The 14,660-nt window shown below is 70.6% G+C and carries 15 protein-coding genes; 7 read left to right on the top strand and 8 right to left on the bottom strand.

The genetic code is table 11. The features are described 5' to 3' along the window. Positions 1-7: 7 nt before the first annotated feature. A complete protein-coding gene (locus TSH58p_RS13505; protein WP_109070523.1) occupies positions 8-586 on the bottom strand; it encodes a tyrosine phosphatase family protein in 579 nt (192 codons plus the stop codon). Positions 587-882: 296 nt separating this feature from the next. Continuing rightward, positions 883-1,608, bottom strand: a complete 726-nt coding sequence (locus TSH58p_RS13500) for a tRNA-uridine aminocarboxypropyltransferase (protein WP_109070536.1) — start codon at positions 1,606-1,608, stop codon at positions 883-885. 266 nt (positions 1,609-1,874) lie between these two features. On the opposite strand from TSH58p_RS13500, the gene TSH58p_RS33625 reads away from it, so the two are divergent. Beyond that, complete coding sequence (locus tag TSH58p_RS33625; RefSeq protein WP_175426399.1) at positions 1,875-2,045, top strand: hypothetical protein; 171 nt, start codon at positions 1,875-1,877, stop codon at positions 2,043-2,045. Between the two features lie 85 nt (positions 2,046-2,130). Here TSH58p_RS33625 and TSH58p_RS13495 read toward each other — a convergent pair whose 3' ends face one another. From TSH58p_RS13495 to TSH58p_RS13485, 3 genes are all read right to left on the bottom strand, one after another. Further along, the gene (locus TSH58p_RS13495; protein WP_109070524.1) at positions 2,131-2,952 is read right to left on the bottom strand and encodes an ImuA family protein; all 822 of its coding nucleotides are present in this window, start codon (positions 2,950-2,952) and stop codon (positions 2,131-2,133) included. Between the two features lie 136 nt (positions 2,953-3,088). Next, a complete protein-coding gene (locus TSH58p_RS13490) occupies positions 3,089-4,183 on the bottom strand; it encodes a TIM44-like domain-containing protein (RefSeq protein ID WP_199230144.1) in 1,095 nt (364 codons plus the stop codon). Between the two features lie 150 nt (positions 4,184-4,333). After that, positions 4,334-4,579, bottom strand: a complete 246-nt coding sequence (locus TSH58p_RS13485; protein WP_109070525.1) for a hypothetical protein — start codon at positions 4,577-4,579, stop codon at positions 4,334-4,336. Positions 4,580-5,064: 485 nt separating this feature from the next. On the opposite strand from TSH58p_RS13485, the gene TSH58p_RS13480 reads away from it, so the two are divergent. The 4 genes from TSH58p_RS13480 to TSH58p_RS13465 all read left to right on the top strand — a co-directional run bounded on the left by TSH58p_RS13480 (position 5,065) and on the right by TSH58p_RS13465 (position 8,236). Beyond that, positions 5,065-5,490, top strand: coding sequence for a DUF4112 domain-containing protein (locus tag TSH58p_RS13480; protein WP_109070526.1), 426 nt, complete (start codon positions 5,065-5,067; stop codon positions 5,488-5,490). A 94-nt stretch (positions 5,491-5,584) separates the two neighbouring features. After that, entirely contained in the window at positions 5,585-6,991 is a 1,407-nt protein-coding gene (gene hemN, locus TSH58p_RS13475; RefSeq protein WP_199230145.1) for an oxygen-independent coproporphyrinogen III oxidase, read from the top strand. A 139-nt stretch (positions 6,992-7,130) separates the two neighbouring features. After that, positions 7,131-7,751, top strand: a complete 621-nt coding sequence (locus TSH58p_RS13470; RefSeq protein WP_109070527.1) for a glutathione S-transferase family protein — start codon at positions 7,131-7,133, stop codon at positions 7,749-7,751. Positions 7,752-7,759: 8 nt separating this feature from the next. Beyond that, positions 7,760-8,236: a protease complex subunit PrcB family protein gene (locus TSH58p_RS13465; RefSeq protein ID WP_247874082.1), complete on the top strand. Its 477-nt coding sequence runs from the start codon at positions 7,760-7,762 to the stop codon at positions 8,234-8,236. Positions 8,237-8,383: 147 nt separating this feature from the next. On the opposite strand, the gene TSH58p_RS13460 is transcribed toward TSH58p_RS13465, so the two are convergent. From TSH58p_RS13460 to TSH58p_RS13450, 3 genes are all read right to left on the bottom strand, one after another. Continuing rightward, on the bottom strand, positions 8,384-9,307 hold the full coding sequence (locus tag TSH58p_RS13460) for an ABC transporter permease (protein ID WP_247874083.1): 924 nt from the start codon (positions 9,305-9,307) through the stop codon (positions 8,384-8,386). Further along, a complete protein-coding gene (locus TSH58p_RS13455; RefSeq protein WP_109070529.1) occupies positions 9,304-10,269 on the bottom strand; it encodes an ABC transporter permease in 966 nt (321 codons plus the stop codon). The genes TSH58p_RS13460 and TSH58p_RS13455 overlap by 4 nt, the downstream gene beginning before the upstream one ends. Before the next feature lie 153 nt (positions 10,270-10,422). Further along, positions 10,423-12,084: a peptide ABC transporter substrate-binding protein gene (locus TSH58p_RS13450; RefSeq protein WP_348981734.1), complete on the bottom strand. Its 1,662-nt coding sequence runs from the start codon at positions 12,082-12,084 to the stop codon at positions 10,423-10,425. A 241-nt stretch (positions 12,085-12,325) separates the two neighbouring features. On the opposite strand from TSH58p_RS13450, the gene TSH58p_RS13445 reads away from it, so the two are divergent. Both TSH58p_RS13445 and TSH58p_RS13440 read left to right on the top strand, forming a co-directional pair. Then, the gene (locus tag TSH58p_RS13445) at positions 12,326-13,105 is read left to right on the top strand and encodes an enoyl-CoA hydratase-related protein (protein WP_109071007.1); all 780 of its coding nucleotides are present in this window, start codon (positions 12,326-12,328) and stop codon (positions 13,103-13,105) included. A gap of 106 nt (positions 13,106-13,211) precedes the next feature. Continuing rightward, a complete protein-coding gene (locus tag TSH58p_RS13440) occupies positions 13,212-14,651 on the top strand; it encodes a DHA2 family efflux MFS transporter permease subunit (protein WP_109071008.1) in 1,440 nt (479 codons plus the stop codon). Positions 14,652-14,660: the final 9 nt, after the last annotated feature.

Below are 14,660 nucleotides of genomic sequence, written 5' to 3'. Positions count from 1 at the left end.
GAAAAGATCAGTCGATCAGGTCCGCGACCTCGCGCACCCGGCCGTTGTCGATCATGAACTGGACCAGATCGGGACGCTCCCGGCCATAGCTCCGGTGACGGTCGCGGACGGCGGCGACCAGCTCGCCGCGGCGCTCCAGGATCTCGTCGGCGAACTCGATCATGCGCAGGTTGGGCCACGCCTTGTGGCGGATGCCGACCACGGCGGCCATCGCCTCGGCGGCGGGGCGGTCGGGGCTGGCCTGGGCCAGGATCATGGTCAGGGCGGCGGTCGAGCGCGAGATGCCGGCGTGGCAATGGACCAGCAGCCCACCCACCCCGGTCGGCTCGGTCATCAGGTCGCGCCCGAAGGCCAGGATGCGCTCCACGTCCGCGCGCTGCGGCAGGGACTGGCCCATGTAGGGGTCGATGATGTCGTGGAAGCGCAGCTCCAGCCGCTTGTGCTCGCCGTAGGAACCGAAGGCGGTCGGCTCCGGATGCCCGGGGTCGAGGATCGACAGGACGTGGGTCACGCCGGCCTCGCAGAAGCCGTTCAGCTCCTCGATGCCGCAGACGGTCAGTCCGAAGGGAACGAAATCGCGGGCCATGGTCCTCGTCTCTTACCGTGCGCGCGGAGGGCGGCGCGGTTCGCATGTGGCGCCGCCGGTCCGTGCCGTCAAGCCGATCGGAGGCCCGATCAGAGGACGTTGAACAGATACAGCAGAAGAATGATCGGAATGGGAATCCCGACAAGCCACAGCAAAACGCCCTTCATGGATCGCTCCCTTGGTTGAGGCCCGAGCGGCCGATGCAATCCCCAACAGCGAAACAGCGCGTTGGTTGCCACGGCCGCCCCGGTCGAGGGGGGCTTACCCGGAAAGGGCGATCCCGGAAGAGACGCGGATTATTTGCTCCCGTCCTGATCCGGGGCCGTCTCCGGAGCGGGCTCCACAGCCGGCTCCCCAGCCGGTTCCTCAGCCTCCGCGCGGGGCGGCAGAACGGGACGCGGGCGCGGGGCGCGCAGCTTCTTCAGCAGCAGCGCGAAGGGCTTCAGCGCGCGGTCGAGGACCGCCGGCTCGGCCTCCAGCCGCGACAGCAGGAAGGCGGCGGCCTCCAGGGTCGACACGCTGTCGCGCCGCGGCTCTTTGCGGGCCTGCCCGTAGAGGGAGCGGAACTGCGGGTTCAGCACGATGCGGCGGCACTTCAGGAGCCACGGGTTGCGCCACCACAGCGTCTTGGCTTGGCTCCAGGTGCCGTCCAGGACGATGACGCCTTCCAGGTCGCCCAGGACCAGCTCGCTGTCCTTCTGCGGGACGCCGCCCTTGTCCACCACGGACACCTCCGGCAAGGGGGCGGCGCCCTGCTTGACCGGGCCGAGATAGAGCACGCCCCAGCGCTTGTAATCGACCTCGCGCCCCAGGATGCGCTTCAGGTTCGACCAGCTCAGCCCCACCTTCAGCGCGGAGTTCCGGAACTGGAGATGGGCGATCTGCGCGGTGCCCAGCGTCTCGCGCTTTTCCTGCGGGTGCTGGAGGATGAGCAGGAAGACGGCGTTGTCGATCGGCTCCACCGCCTCGCAGACGCACAAGTGCACAGGTTTTAGGCAGGTGGGGCAGGATTCGGCGTGCATGGTCGGTCTCGACAGAAGGAACATTCGCGGGAAAAGCGGGAGGCGGGGACTATGGGCTTCCCATCCGAAAAAAGGAACGGGCCTCAAAAAAGAAACGGGGCCTGAAAAAGAAACCGGGCGCATTAAAGTTTGCATAACGCGTGATCTGCATCACTTAGAGGCCTGGACCTTGCATGATAGCGTCCAGACACACAGGACGGGTTGGGCCGAGGGCGGCCGACAGGACCGCTCCCCAGGCTCTCCCGACGCTCAGAAGGAGGCTTGCCATGCTGCCCGCTCATTTGGCCGCCCGCTTGCTGGAGCAACGCCGGGCCCAGGAATCGGCGGAATTCGCCCGGCAACTGCCGCTCTACGCGGACGACGCGCCCTTTCCGCCCGACGCCGATCCGGATGGCGAGACCGCGCATCCCCTGCCCGACTGGGCCACCAACTACTGACCGGAAGCCGACAGGCGGCTGTCGCGGAAGCGACACTCAAGTGACCGTCGTGCAAGCGACATAACCGCCCGTCCTTCCGTCCGCATCACGCCACCTCGGCCCAGGACGGTCCGTGTCCGCCCGCCGGAGCCGGACGCCGAACCGGGGTGGACGTGGACGCGGGCGCCGGAACGGCCCGCTCCGGCCCCTTCGCGGGGACCAGGGCGCCGTTACGCCATTCCAGAAGCCACACCCCCGGACGCCCGCCCCGGCAGCGTTCCAACTCGGCACGCCAGCGCGGCTCGCCGACGCCCGGCTCCTCGGTCCGGCTGGGGGCCGGCGCAACCCGCCAGCGGGTGACCGCCGCGCTCGCCGCGGAGCGGCGGCTCGCATTCTGCGATGCATCCTGCAACAGGATTCCCGTTACGCCCGACGATTCGGCGGCCAGTTGCAACCGGCGACTCGCCGTCAGGTCCAGTCTCCCGACCTCCCCCAGCACGGCGGACAGCCGCTTGCAGCGCAAAGCCTCCTCCATCGCCCACAGGGCGTCGGCGTCGCGGGTCGCGCGCACGGCGATCAACCGCTCCGGCGTCAGCCCATAGGCGGCCAGCCCGGCGGCGTGCAGGTCGCGCCCCCGCACGACCCACAGCGCGGGTGCTGCCGCGCTGGCGAGGCGGGCCAGCAGATGCGCGGCGAAGGCCGTGCCGGCCCCCGGCTCCTCCCCCGCCACCTCGTGCAGGCAACCGAGCGGCAGCCCGCCCGCCGGAAAGGCCCCGTCGAGGTCCGGCAGGCCGAGGGGCAGCACCCGCGCCCCCTCCCCGCCCAGCCCTTCCAGGCCCCGGATGCGGGCGCGCAGGTCGGCCAGCACGGCCGCCCGGTCCGGCGGGGGCGCGTCACGTCGGGAGTCGGGCAAGGGAAGATCGGGCATGACTTGCTTCCGCTGGACAGGTATTTGTTCCTTATATGTTCTATCATGCCCCGCCTGTCCAGGGGAGTCCGGAAATGCGAAGGGGGGCGCCCTTTCGGACGCCCCCCCGCAAGACCGGTTGAGGAGTGGAGAGTGGTCAGCCGGCCTGTTGGATCGCCGACAGGACCCAGCGCCCGCCGCGCGGACGGGTGAAGGTCCAGATTTCCGTGGCTTCGACCGGACGGTTCGCGTCGCCCTCGACCACGCGGTTGCTGGCGCGGTCCACCGTCACGTCGGTCAGCGAGAAGCGCATCGCCACGGTGGCGTATTCCGCGTTGCCCTCGCGCCACGCCTCGGCCAGATCGCCCTGGAGGAGACGGACGTCGGACAGGCGGTTGACCACGCCGCGGTTGTGGTTGGCCGCCAGCTCCTCGGTGAAGTAGGAGGCCATCTCCGGCGTCACGGCGGCGCGCAGGGCCGTCAGGTCCTCGCTGCCGTAGGCGGTCTGGACCGCGACCAGCGTCTGCTCGAACGCCTGGTAGTCGGCCGGGCCGATGCCCAGGTCGTCACGGCGCACGCCGGGACGGCCGGAAGACGCTGGACCCGAGGCCGGCCCCGCCGCGGCGCCACCGCGGGCGCCGCCACTCAGCGGGTTGTAGCGCACGTCCGCCGCGTCGCGGTTCATGGCGTTGGGGTTCGGATTCGGACCGGCATAGGCGGTCTTGGGCGCGCCCATGCCCGCCGGCTGCGCCGCGCCCGCCGAACGGTTGCGGAAGAAGCGCATGGCCAGACGGACCAGGAAGACGACCAGCAGGATCTGGAGGATGAAGCCCAGGATGCCCGCGAAGCTGCCCAGCCCGTCGAGGAAGCCGCCGCCGAACAGCATGCCGGCGATGCCGGCGCCGATCAGGCCGCCCATCAGGGCCGGCATGAAGCCGCCGCGCGAGAAGAAGCCGCCGCGCTGCGCCGCCGCCGGGGACGCCATGCCCGGCTGCTGCATGCCCGGCTGCTGGGCGCCCGGAGTCTGGGCGGGGGCGGCCGAGCGCTCCATCGGGGCGGCGCGCGGCGCGGTGTTGGTCTGGGCCGGCGCCTCGTAGGTGCGCGAGCCGCGGCTGCCCACGGAGCTGCTCTTGCCCGCGCGGGCGTCGGCGGTGCCGGCGGTCAGCGCCACGGCCAGCGCCAGAGCGACGGCGCCGAAGGCGCGGGCCGGAGTGCGGGTAACGGTGCGGGGGGATCGCGTGTTCTGGGTCATGGCCGTGTTCGGAAAAGCCCTCGGTTCAGGGGGACGCTCATCATGTAGCGTCCTCCTATATGGTATGGCAGCCCTGCTGTTTTAGAGGGGGCCGCAACCAAACCGGCCAAAAAATGCGCAGACCGCGCGTGGAGCCCGCAGCGTCGCCACTCAGGCGGAGGCGCGCCCCCACACCGTTTCCACCCTATGGAAGGCGCCCGCACCCGCCGGGACCATCGGCGCCAGCGGCGCCAGCGGCGCGGCGGCCGGCCGTTCCGCCGCTTGCAGCGACGCCCAGACGCGGCGGCGCACCTCGATCTGGCGGCGGCAATCGCGCGAGCAGTAGAGCGGCGCCGGGCCGCGCGGCGAGTTGCGGCGGAACGGCTGTCCGCAGCAGGCGCAATAGAGTGTGGTCATGACGATCCTCCCTGCTTTTTCCGATGACTGGTGCCCCGCCCATCACCCTGTGGAGCGGGTGCCCGTTCGGTTCTTTTCGGTCTTAAGTATCGACCTGCGCGCACCATTCTTGTGCTTAGGAACCCCCCAGACCAGAGATGCCTTCGGCATATGGCCGTCCGAACGCCCGCCGATTCAGGAAAAATTTCCGACGCAACAACCACTTAGCGTCCGACAAAGCCAGATCGCGCGTCCATTCGCCGCATCCAATTGTCAACCCCCCTTGTCCGTTCGGACGATGACCCTGCGTCCGCCCGATCATCCGTATGACGACGGCCCCGCCTGGGCCGTGAGCGCGTCCGTGGTGCCGGACACCCGATGGAGATAGGCCGGGAACCGCCGGGCACAGCCGCGGGTTGCTCAACCCGACACGCCCGACCGGCTCCGCCCACGGCCCCCTCCGCCGGCGGCTCCCCACGGCGGCTCTCCTGCTCCGGTGAAGCCCCATGAGCGACATCCGCACGCGTCCCGCGCCCGCCTCCACCCTCTCGGGCGTCGCCACGGCGCCGCCGGTCATCTCCATCGATCTGGAACGGCTGGAACGGCTGCGCCGGCTGACCCGGCTGATGGACACGCGCTGGCGCATTCCCGGCACGCGCATCCCCTTCGGGCTGGACGGCATCGCCGCCCTGGTCCCGGTGGCCGGCAGCACGGCGACCAGCGTGGTGGCCGCCTACATCATCATGGAGGCCGCCCGCTTCGACCTGCCGAAGAGCCTGATCGCCCGGATGGTCACCAACATGGCCGTGGATTGGGCCGGCGGCTCGGTCCCGGTGGTCGGCGCCCTGTTCGACATCGGCTTCAAGGCGAACCGCCGCAACCTGAACCTGCTGCTGGAGCATCTGGAGAACAGGCTGGCCGCAGCCACCTGACGGGCGGGCCTGAAGGGTGGGTGTGACGGGCAGGCGCGCCAACGCTTGACTTGTGTCAAAGCGGCGAGAGGCGGTCTGCACGATCCTCCCCGCCATGAACGCGATCTCCCCCATGGCCTGCGCCACCGCCGCCCCGACCGCCCCGCTGAACGCCGCCCTGCTCGCCAAGTACGACGGGCTGCGGGTGCCCCGCTACACCAGCTACCCGACGGCGCCGCACTTCACCGCCGCCGTGGGGGCGGAGCGCTACGCGGGCTGGCTGGCGGAGCTGGACACGGCCGCCCACACGGGGTCTCTCTACCTGCACGTCCCCTTCTGCGCGAAGATGTGCTGGTACTGCGGCTGCCACACCAAGATCGTCGCCCGCTACGCCCCCATCGCCGAGTATCTCGGCCATCTGCGGCGCGAGATCGGCATGGTCGCCGACCGCATCTCCGGACGGCTGCGGGTGCGGCACATCCATTTCGGCGGCGGCACCCCGACCATGATGGCGCCGGACGATTTCGAATCGCTGATCGCCCTGCTGCGCGAGCGCTACGACGTGACGGCGGACGCGGAGATCGCGGTGGAGATCGACCCGCGCACCCTGACCCGCGCGATGGCCGAGGCGCTCGGCCGCGCCGGGGTCAACCGCGCCTCGCTCGGCGTGCAGGACTTCGACGCCGGGGTGCAGGCGGCCATCAACCGCATCCAGCCGCGGGAGCAGACCGAGCAGGCGCTGGAGTGGCTGCGCGCCAACGGCATCCGCCACATCAACCTCGACCTGATGTACGGCCTGCCCGGCCAGTCGGTGGAGAGCGTCGCGCGCTCCGCGGAGATCGCCCTGACCATGGCGCCGGACCGGCTGTCGGTCTTCGGCTACGCCCATGTGCCGTGGATGAAGACGCACCAGAAGAAGATCGACGAGTCGGCGCTCGCCGGCACGCTCGGCCGGTGGGAGCAGTTCGCGGCCATCGCCGGGGTGCTGACCGACGCCGGCTTCCAGCCCATCGGCCTCGACCATTTCGCCCGGCCCGACGACGAGTTGGCCGTGCAGCAGGCCGAGGGGCGGCTCAGCCGCAACTTCCAGGGCTACACGACCGACGACGCGGAGGTGCTTCTGGGCTTCGGCGCCTCCTCCATCGGGGCGCTGCCGCAGGGCTATGTGCAGAACGCCGTTCCCTTCGACCAGTACGCCCAGGCCGTCGAGGCCGGGACCTTCCCGACCGGCAAGGGGCTGACGCTGACCGCCGACGACCGGCTGCGCCGCGATCTGATCGTGCGGCTGATGTGCGACCTGTCGGTGGACGTCGGCGCGGTGGCCGAGGCCCACGGGCTGGCCGCCGGGACCTTCGACGCCGACCTGGAGGCCATGGCCGATCTGGTGGCCGACGGGGTCGCCGTGGTGGAGGGCCGCCGCGTCCATGTACCGGAGCCCGCCCGCCCGCTGATGCGCATCGTCGCCGCGCGCTTCGACACCTACCTGTCCACCGGCGCCGGAAAGCACAGCCGCGCGGTGTAAGCGTGGAAACCGCGTGATCGGCAGGCAAAAAGGCGCTTTTTGCCTGCCTCTGGCCTTCCGCGCGCAAATCGGCGAAACTGGCGCCTGTTGAACGCCTTTGCGGACATGGCAAAGGAACAGGCTCCAGGGACGGGCACCGATGATCACGCTCTACACCTTCGCCTCGCCGAATGGGCAAAAGGCTTCGATCCTGCTGGAAGAGCTGGGTCTCACCTACAAGGTCCACAAGGTCGACCTCGTGGCCGGCGAAGGCCGTCAGCCCGACTATCTGGCGGTCAGCCCGATCGGCAAGATCCCGGCGGTCGTCGAGGACCTGCCCGGCGGGCGGAAGCGCCGCCTGTTCGGGTCGGGGGCCATCCTGCTGCACTACGCGGAGCGCACCGGCCGCCTGCTGCCCGAGGACGAGGACGAGCGGGCGGAGGCGATGAGTTGGCTGATGCTGGGCGTCAGCGACCTCGGCCCCTCGGGCCTGAGCAAGTTCCGCTTCGCCGTCATGGCGCCGGAGAAAATCCCCTACGCCATCGACTATTTCAAAGGCGAGCTGCAGCGCATCCACGCCGCGATGGAGGAGCGTTTGGGCGGGTCGGAGTATCTGGCCGGCGGCGCCTATTCCATCGCCGACATCGCCTGCTTCCCCTTCGTGGCCGTGGCCGCCAAGGCGGAGGGCAACGTGCTGGACCGCTACCCCAACCTGAAGCGCTGGCACGCCGCGGTCGCCGAGCGCCCGGCGGTCAAGCGCGGCATGGCGGTGCCGGAGTGAGCCGCCGCATGCGCCTTGCCATGAACCGCCCCACCGCCGCCATCCTTCTCGCCCTCGCCACGCTCCCCCTGCTGGGCGCCTGCCAGACCGCTCCGGACGGCACGGAGCCGCAGTCCCTGCTTCCCGCCGACGCCGATCCCGGCACCTATTGGCAGGGCGACCGCAGCCAGGCCTACGAGCGCGCCTATGTGGTCGCCCGCAACCCGCAGGAATGGAACGATCTGTGGGCCCGCGTCGGCGAGGCGGCGCCGGGTCCCCTGCCCGGCGACCGCATGGCCGCGGCGGTCTTCCTCGGCCCGCGCGACACCGGCGGCTACGGCGTGTCCATCGTCAGCGCGCGGGCGGCCGGCGGCGATGTGGTCGTCGGCTACCGCGAGCGCGTTCCGGGCCCGGCCCAGGCGGTGGCGCAGATGCAGACGTCGCCTTATGCGGTGCGGCTGCTTCCGCTGGCGGCGGGAGCGGCGAAGTTTCAGCGGGAGAAGTGAGAGGGGCACTTGCCCCCACCCTTCCCACGGCTTCGCCGCGGGCCCCTTCCCTCCCCCGCTGTCGCAGGGGAGGGAGCTTTATCCCCTCCCCTGCGACAGCGGGGGAGGGTTAGGGAGGGGGCAATACGTATCCAAACATCGACCTTCCTACCTCTTCCCCACCACCCTTGGGTCCAGCGCGTCCTGCAACCCGTCGCCCAGCAGGTTGACGGCGATCACCGTCAGGAAGATCAACAGCCCCGGCCACACCGCCAGCAGGGGGGCCGTCCCCACCAGCTCCTGCGCGTTGGTCAGCATGTTGCCCCAGGAGGGCAGCGGCGGCTGGATGCCGAGGCCGAGGAAGCTCAGCACCGACTCCAGCAGGATCACGTTGCCGACCGTCAGCGTCGTCGCCACCACGGCGGGGGCGGCGACATTCGGCAGGATGTGGGCCAGCATGATGCGGCGGCTGCCCGCCCCCATCGCCACCGCCGCCCGCACATAGTCGCGCCGCCGCGCCGACAGGGTGGCGCCGCGCACCAGCCGCGCCACCGTCGTCCAGCCGAACAGCGCCACCAGCACCACGATGCGCAGCAGGCTGGCGTCCTCCGCCCCCGCGACCTCCGGCGGGATGCCCAGCCGAGTCAGGTCGATGGCGCCCAGCACGATCAGCAGCGGCAGCAGCGGCAGCGCGATCAGCCCGTCCGTAACCCGCATCAGCAGGTCGTCGAGCCGCCCGCCGAAATAGCCGGCCAGCAGCCCAATCCCCGTGCCGATGACGGCGGAGGCCAGCGCCGCCGCCACGCCGACGAACAGCGACACCCGCCCGCCATAGAGCAGCCGCACCAGCACGTCGCGCCCCAGCTCGTCCGTGCCCAGCGGGTGCAGGGCCGAGGGCGGGCCGAAGCGGTCGAGCAGGCTGATGCCCGTCGCCTCCACCCCCAGCCAGGACTCCACCCAGGGTGCGGCCGCCGCGGCGACGGCCAGGACGAGCAGCAGCAGGGCGCTGGCCACGGCCAGCCGGTGGCGGGCGAAGCGCCGCAGGAAGCGCCCGGCCTTCAAGCGCCCGGCCTTCAAGCGCCCGGCCCTCACGCCCCGTCCCCCTTGAAGGAGATGCGCGGGTCCAGCCCGGCGTAGGCGGCGTCGGCCAGCAGGTTGCCGGCCAGCGTCGTCAGCGTGGCGAACAGCAGCGCCACCAACGCAACGTTCAGGTCGTTGCCCATGATGCTGTCGTAGATCAGCTTGCCCATGCCCGGCCAGGCGAACATCGTCTCGGTCACCAGCGCGCCGGAGAAGAGGGCGCCGAACTCCAGCGCCACGATGGTCACGATGGGGATGGTCGCGTTGCGCAGCGCGTGGCGCCAGACCACCCGCCCCTCCCCCAATCCCTTGGCGCGGGCGGTGCGGATGTAGTCCTGCCGCAACTCCCCCATCATCGCGGCGCGGACGTAGCGCGTGTAGCCGCCGATGCTCGCCAGCGTCAGCGAGGCCACCGGCAGCACGAGGTAGGGCAGACGCTCCCACCAGCCCTCCCCGCCGACCGGACCGAGGCCGGAGGCGGGCAGCCATTGCAGCTCCACCGCGAAGAGCAGGATCAGCAGCAGCGCCAGCCAGAAGGCCGGGACCGAGATGCCGGCGAAGCAGAACAGGTTGATGGCGTTGTCGGCCCAGCCGTAGGGCCGCCGCGCCGCGTAGACGCCGAGCGGCAGCGCCACCGCCAGGGTCAGCGCCATCGCCGCCCCGAGCAGCAGCAGCGTGTTGCCCAGCCGCGGCAGCAGGATCGTCAGCACCGGCTGCGCGTAGAGCCGGGAGAAGCCGAAATCCCCCATCAGCGCCGCCTGGAGCCAATGTCCGTAGCGTTCCAGCAGGGGCTTGTCGAGGCCGTAGAGCGCCTTCAGCCGCGCCGCGTCGGCGGGGGTGGCGCGCGGGTTGCCGGCCAGCATCATGTCCACCGGATCGCCCGGCATCAGCGTCATCAGAACGGTGATGACGAAGCTCATCAGCAGCAGGACGACCAGCGCCTGGAGCAGCCGGGAGGCGAGGAAGCGGGTCATGGAGGCGGAGCGCTTCCATCGTGCCGATACCCTCTCCCCCCGGGGAGAGGGAAGGGTGAGGGGGATCGGCGGGACGAGGCGTCCGGCACAAGCTCACCCCCCTCACCCCAACCCTCTCCCCGGGGGGGAGAGGGAGAATTTGCAAAGCGGAATTCACTCCTTCGCCTTCCACGTCTCGATCCACAGCGTGCTGGAATCCAGATGCCCGGTCGGCACCACCCCGTCCAGCCAGGGCGGCAAAATGAACGGGTCGGCGCGGAAGAACAGCGGCAGGTTCGGCAGGTCCTGGGCGTAGAGCGTCTGCAGCTTCGCCCACAGCGCGCGGTTGGCGTCGGGCTCGCAGACATGCTCCAGGTCCTCCAGGACCTTGTCCATCTCCGGGTTCCGGTAGCCGGTGTAGTTCTGGCCCGCCCAGTTGTTGGCCTCCGTCGGAATCATGCTGGAATGCAGGATGGTGCGCGGGATGTTCTCCGGCGCGCTGATCCAGGCGAACAGCGCCATCGACTTGAAGCGGCGCTTCTCCAGCGTGTCGCCGAACAGGACGCGGGCCGGCTCGTTGACGATGCGCACCTCGACCCCGGCCTGCCGCCACTGCGCCTGGAGCACCTGCTGCAACACCTCGCGGGAGCGGTTGCCGGCGGTCGTCATGATCTCCAGCGACAGCCGCTCCCCCTTGGCGTTGTGGCGCACCCCGGCGCGCCGCTCGCTCCAGCCCGCCTCGTCCAGCAGCCGGCCGGCCAGCGCCGGGTCGAAGGCGTAGGTCGGGTAGCCCGGCGCGTGCACGCGGTCGAGCGGGCTGATCTCGTTGTGGGCCACCGGCTGGCGCCCGTCGTAGAGCTGCTTGGAGATCGCCTCGCGGTCGATGGCGTGGAGCAGCGCCCGGCGCACCCGCACGTCGGCCAGCGCCGGGTTGTCGAGGTTCAGCTCGACATGCTCGAAGAACAGGCCCGGCTTGTAGAAGACGTTGTAGCGGCTGCCGTGCCGCTTCTCGAAGGCGAGCACCTGGTCGAGCGGCAGGCCGGTCTCCCCCGGCACCATGTCGACCTGCCCGGCCAGCAGGTTGGCCTCCAGCGCGGCGGTGTTCTCGATGGACTTCACGATCACCCGCTTGAAGGCCGGCTTGGCGCCCCACCAGGTCGGGTTGGGCTCCAGCACCACATGGCTGCCCGGCTCGACCTGGGCGATGCGGTAGGGGCCGAACCACAGGCCGGGGTTCGTCGTGTCGGTCTCGTATTTGGAGCGGTTGCGGTAGGTCGCCGGGTCGGCCTCGAACACCGCGCGCTCGAGATGGGCGGGCAGGATCTCGAAGTCGTTGATCTCGGCGTAGCTGCACACCGCCTTGTCGCGGTGGATGGTGAAGGTGCGCTCGTCCTTTGCCTCGATCGCCACGATGTCGCGGGCGAACAGGTCAAAGTTGCTGTAGCCGCTCTGCGGGTGCTTGCCGACCGTCCAGGTGAACAGCACGTCCTCGGTCGTCACCGGCGTGCCGTCGCCCCAGGTCGCCTTGGGGTTGATGGTGTAGGTGACCTTGATGCCCTTCTTGCCGTCGGCCCGCGTCTCGACCTCCGCCGTGCCCTTGTCCAAGGCCGGCAGCTCGGTGCAGAGCAGGCAGGTCAGCCGCCAGTCGGGGTCGTAGGCGGTGAAGGGCCGGCGCGCCATGGACAGGACGTAGCTCTTCGCCATCATCGCTTCCATGGAGGGGTGCCAGTTGGACGGGAACTGGGTCATGCCGATCACCAATTCGTCCTTCGCCGCCAGCGCCGGGGTGGCAATGGTGGGGGCGGCCAGAGCGGCGGCCAGGGTGAAAGCGGCCAATCCCGTTCGCGCCAATCCCGTTTGCATCGCGGCGTCGTCTCCGTCCGGTGAAGTCCCGGCTACGAACTATGGGGACCCGCGGCCCCGTGGTCCAGCGCCGATGCGGCATTCGCGAAGTCCCAAGGGGAGCCCCAAGGGAAGCCCCGAGGGAAGCCCCGAGGGAAGCCCTTGACGGAACGGGGCCGCGGGTGTTTGTGGTCTGCCCCATACGCAACCGAATGGATGGGGAGCCCGACACGCCATGGCCGGCACCGTGACCCTGACGCGCGACGGCGTCGTCGCCACGCTGACGCTCAGCAATCCCGACAAGCTGAACGCCTTCGACAAGCCGATGTGGCAGGCGCTGATCCCGCTGCTGCGCCAGCTCGGCGCCGACGACACGGTGCGCGCGGTCGTGCTGCGCGGGGCCGGCGGGCGGGCCTTCAGCCCCGGCGCCGACATCTCCGAATTCGAGACGGAGCGCAACAGCCCCGAGCAGGGCGCCGACTACGGCGTGCTGATGGACGAGGGGCTGTCCCTGCTCCGCGAGTTGCCGCACCCGACGCTGGCGGCCATCCAGGGCGCCTGCTGCGGCATCGGTCTGGCCGTGGCGCTGGCCTGCGACCTGCGGGTCTGCACCGCCGGCAGCCGCTTCGGCGTTCCGGTCAGCCGGCTCGGCATCTCCATGGCGCTGCCCGAGCTGAAGCTGCTCCACGACATCGCGGGCGGTCCGGCGGCGCTGGAGATCCTGCTGGAGGGCCGCGTCTTCGGCGCGGAGGAGGCCAAGGACAAGCGGCTGGTCCACCGCCTCGTGGCCGAGGAAACCTTCGAGGACGAGATCGCCGCGACCTGCGAACGCATCGCCGGGGGCGCCCCGCTGGCCGCCCGGCTGCACAAGCAGTTCGTCCGCCGCCTGTCCGACCCGGCCCCGCTGTCGGAGGCGGAGATCGCCGAATGCTACCACTGCTTCGGCACGGAGGATTTCCGCGAGGGCTACCGGGCGTTCCTGGAGAAACGCAAGCCGGTGTTCAAGGGGCGGTGAGCGCCCGCGCATGCCAGGGTTCACCCCATAGCGATGGTTTCCGGACGGGGGAAGTCCAGATTGGGAACGTCATCCCCGTCCCATCGCCCCATCGCTTCGCCCCGCCATGCCCCGCGCCACCCGCTTCATTCCCTTCATCATCGCCTGCGCCCTGTTCATGGAGAATCTGGACGCGACGGTGATCGCCACCGCCCTGCCCGAGATCGCGCGGTCGATGGGCGAGGACCCGCTGCGCCTCAGCCTCGCCATGACCTCCTACATGCTGGCGCTGGCGGTGTTCCTGCCGGTCAGCGGCTGGATGGCCGACCGCTACGGCACGCGGACGGTCTTCGCGGCGGCCATCGGAGTGTTCACCGTCGGCTCGATCCTCTGCGGTCAGGCGGACGGGCTGTACGAGCTGGTGGGCGCGCGCATCGTCCAGGGGCTGGGCGGGGCGATGATGGTGCCGGTCGGGCGGCTGATCCTGCTGAAGACGGTGCCCAAGGAGAAGCTGGTCGCCGCCATGGCCCAGATGACCCTGCCGGCGCTGATCGGTCCGGCGCTGGGGCCGCTGGTCGGCGGCTTCATCGCCACCTACGCCTCCTGGCGCTGGATCTTCTACATCAACGTGCCGATCGGGCTGATCGGGATCGCGCTGGTGCTGACCCTGATCCCCAACGTGCGGGAAACCGAGCGCGATCCCTTCGACGGCCGCGGCTTCATGCTGAGCGCGCTGGCCCTGGCCGCGCTGATGTTCGGGCTGGAGAATGTCGGCCGCGGCGTGCTGCCGCCCGCCGCGGTCGCCGGGGTGCTGGGGCTGGGCTTCGCCGCCGCGTGGCTCTATCTGCGCCACGCCCGCGGGATGGAGCGGCCGGTGCTCGACCCCTCGCTGCTGCGGCTGCCGACCTACTTCGCCTCGGTCATGGGCGGCACGCTGTTCCGCATCGGCATCGGCGCCGTGCCCTTCCTGATGCCGCTGATGCTGCAGGTCGGCTTCGGGCGCACGCCCTTCGAGTCCGGGGCGCTGACCTTCGCCGGGGCCGCCGGGGCGTTGACCATGAAGGCGCTGGCCGGCCCCATCCTGCGCCGGCTGGGCTTCCGCCGGGTGCTGACCGCCAACGCGCTGCTCAGCGGCCTGATCCTGGCGAGCTACGCCGCCTTCCGGCCCGAGACGGCGCACTGGGTCATCCTGGGGGCGCTGCTGATGGGCGGCTTCTTCCGCTCGCTGCAATTCACCGGCCTGAACAGCCTGGCCTACGCCGAGGTGCCCAAGGCGTGCCTGAGCCGCGCCAACACGCTGGCCAGCGTGATGCAGCAGGTCTCGCTCAGCCTGGGCGTGGCGGTCGGGGCGACGGTTCTGCACCTGACGCAGAGCGTCACCAGCGGCCCCGGCGCCCCGCTGACGCCCACCGACTTCGTGCCGGCCTTCGTCACAGTCGGGGCGATGGCCTGCGTGTCGGCCCTGTTCTTCCTGCGGCTGCCGCCCGACGCCGGCGCGGAGATCAGCGGCCACCGCGCCCGCGCGCGGGCCAAGGAACCGCCGCGCGCGCTCGAAGCCGCCGACTGAACCGCAGCC

Source organism: Azospirillum sp. TSH58, from assembly GCF_003119115.1.
In the GTDB taxonomy this organism is placed as follows: Bacteria; Pseudomonadota; Alphaproteobacteria; order Azospirillales; family Azospirillaceae; genus Azospirillum.
The sequence above is the reverse complement of the archived record's forward strand: the minus strand, read 5'-3'. Positions and strand labels throughout refer to the sequence as shown.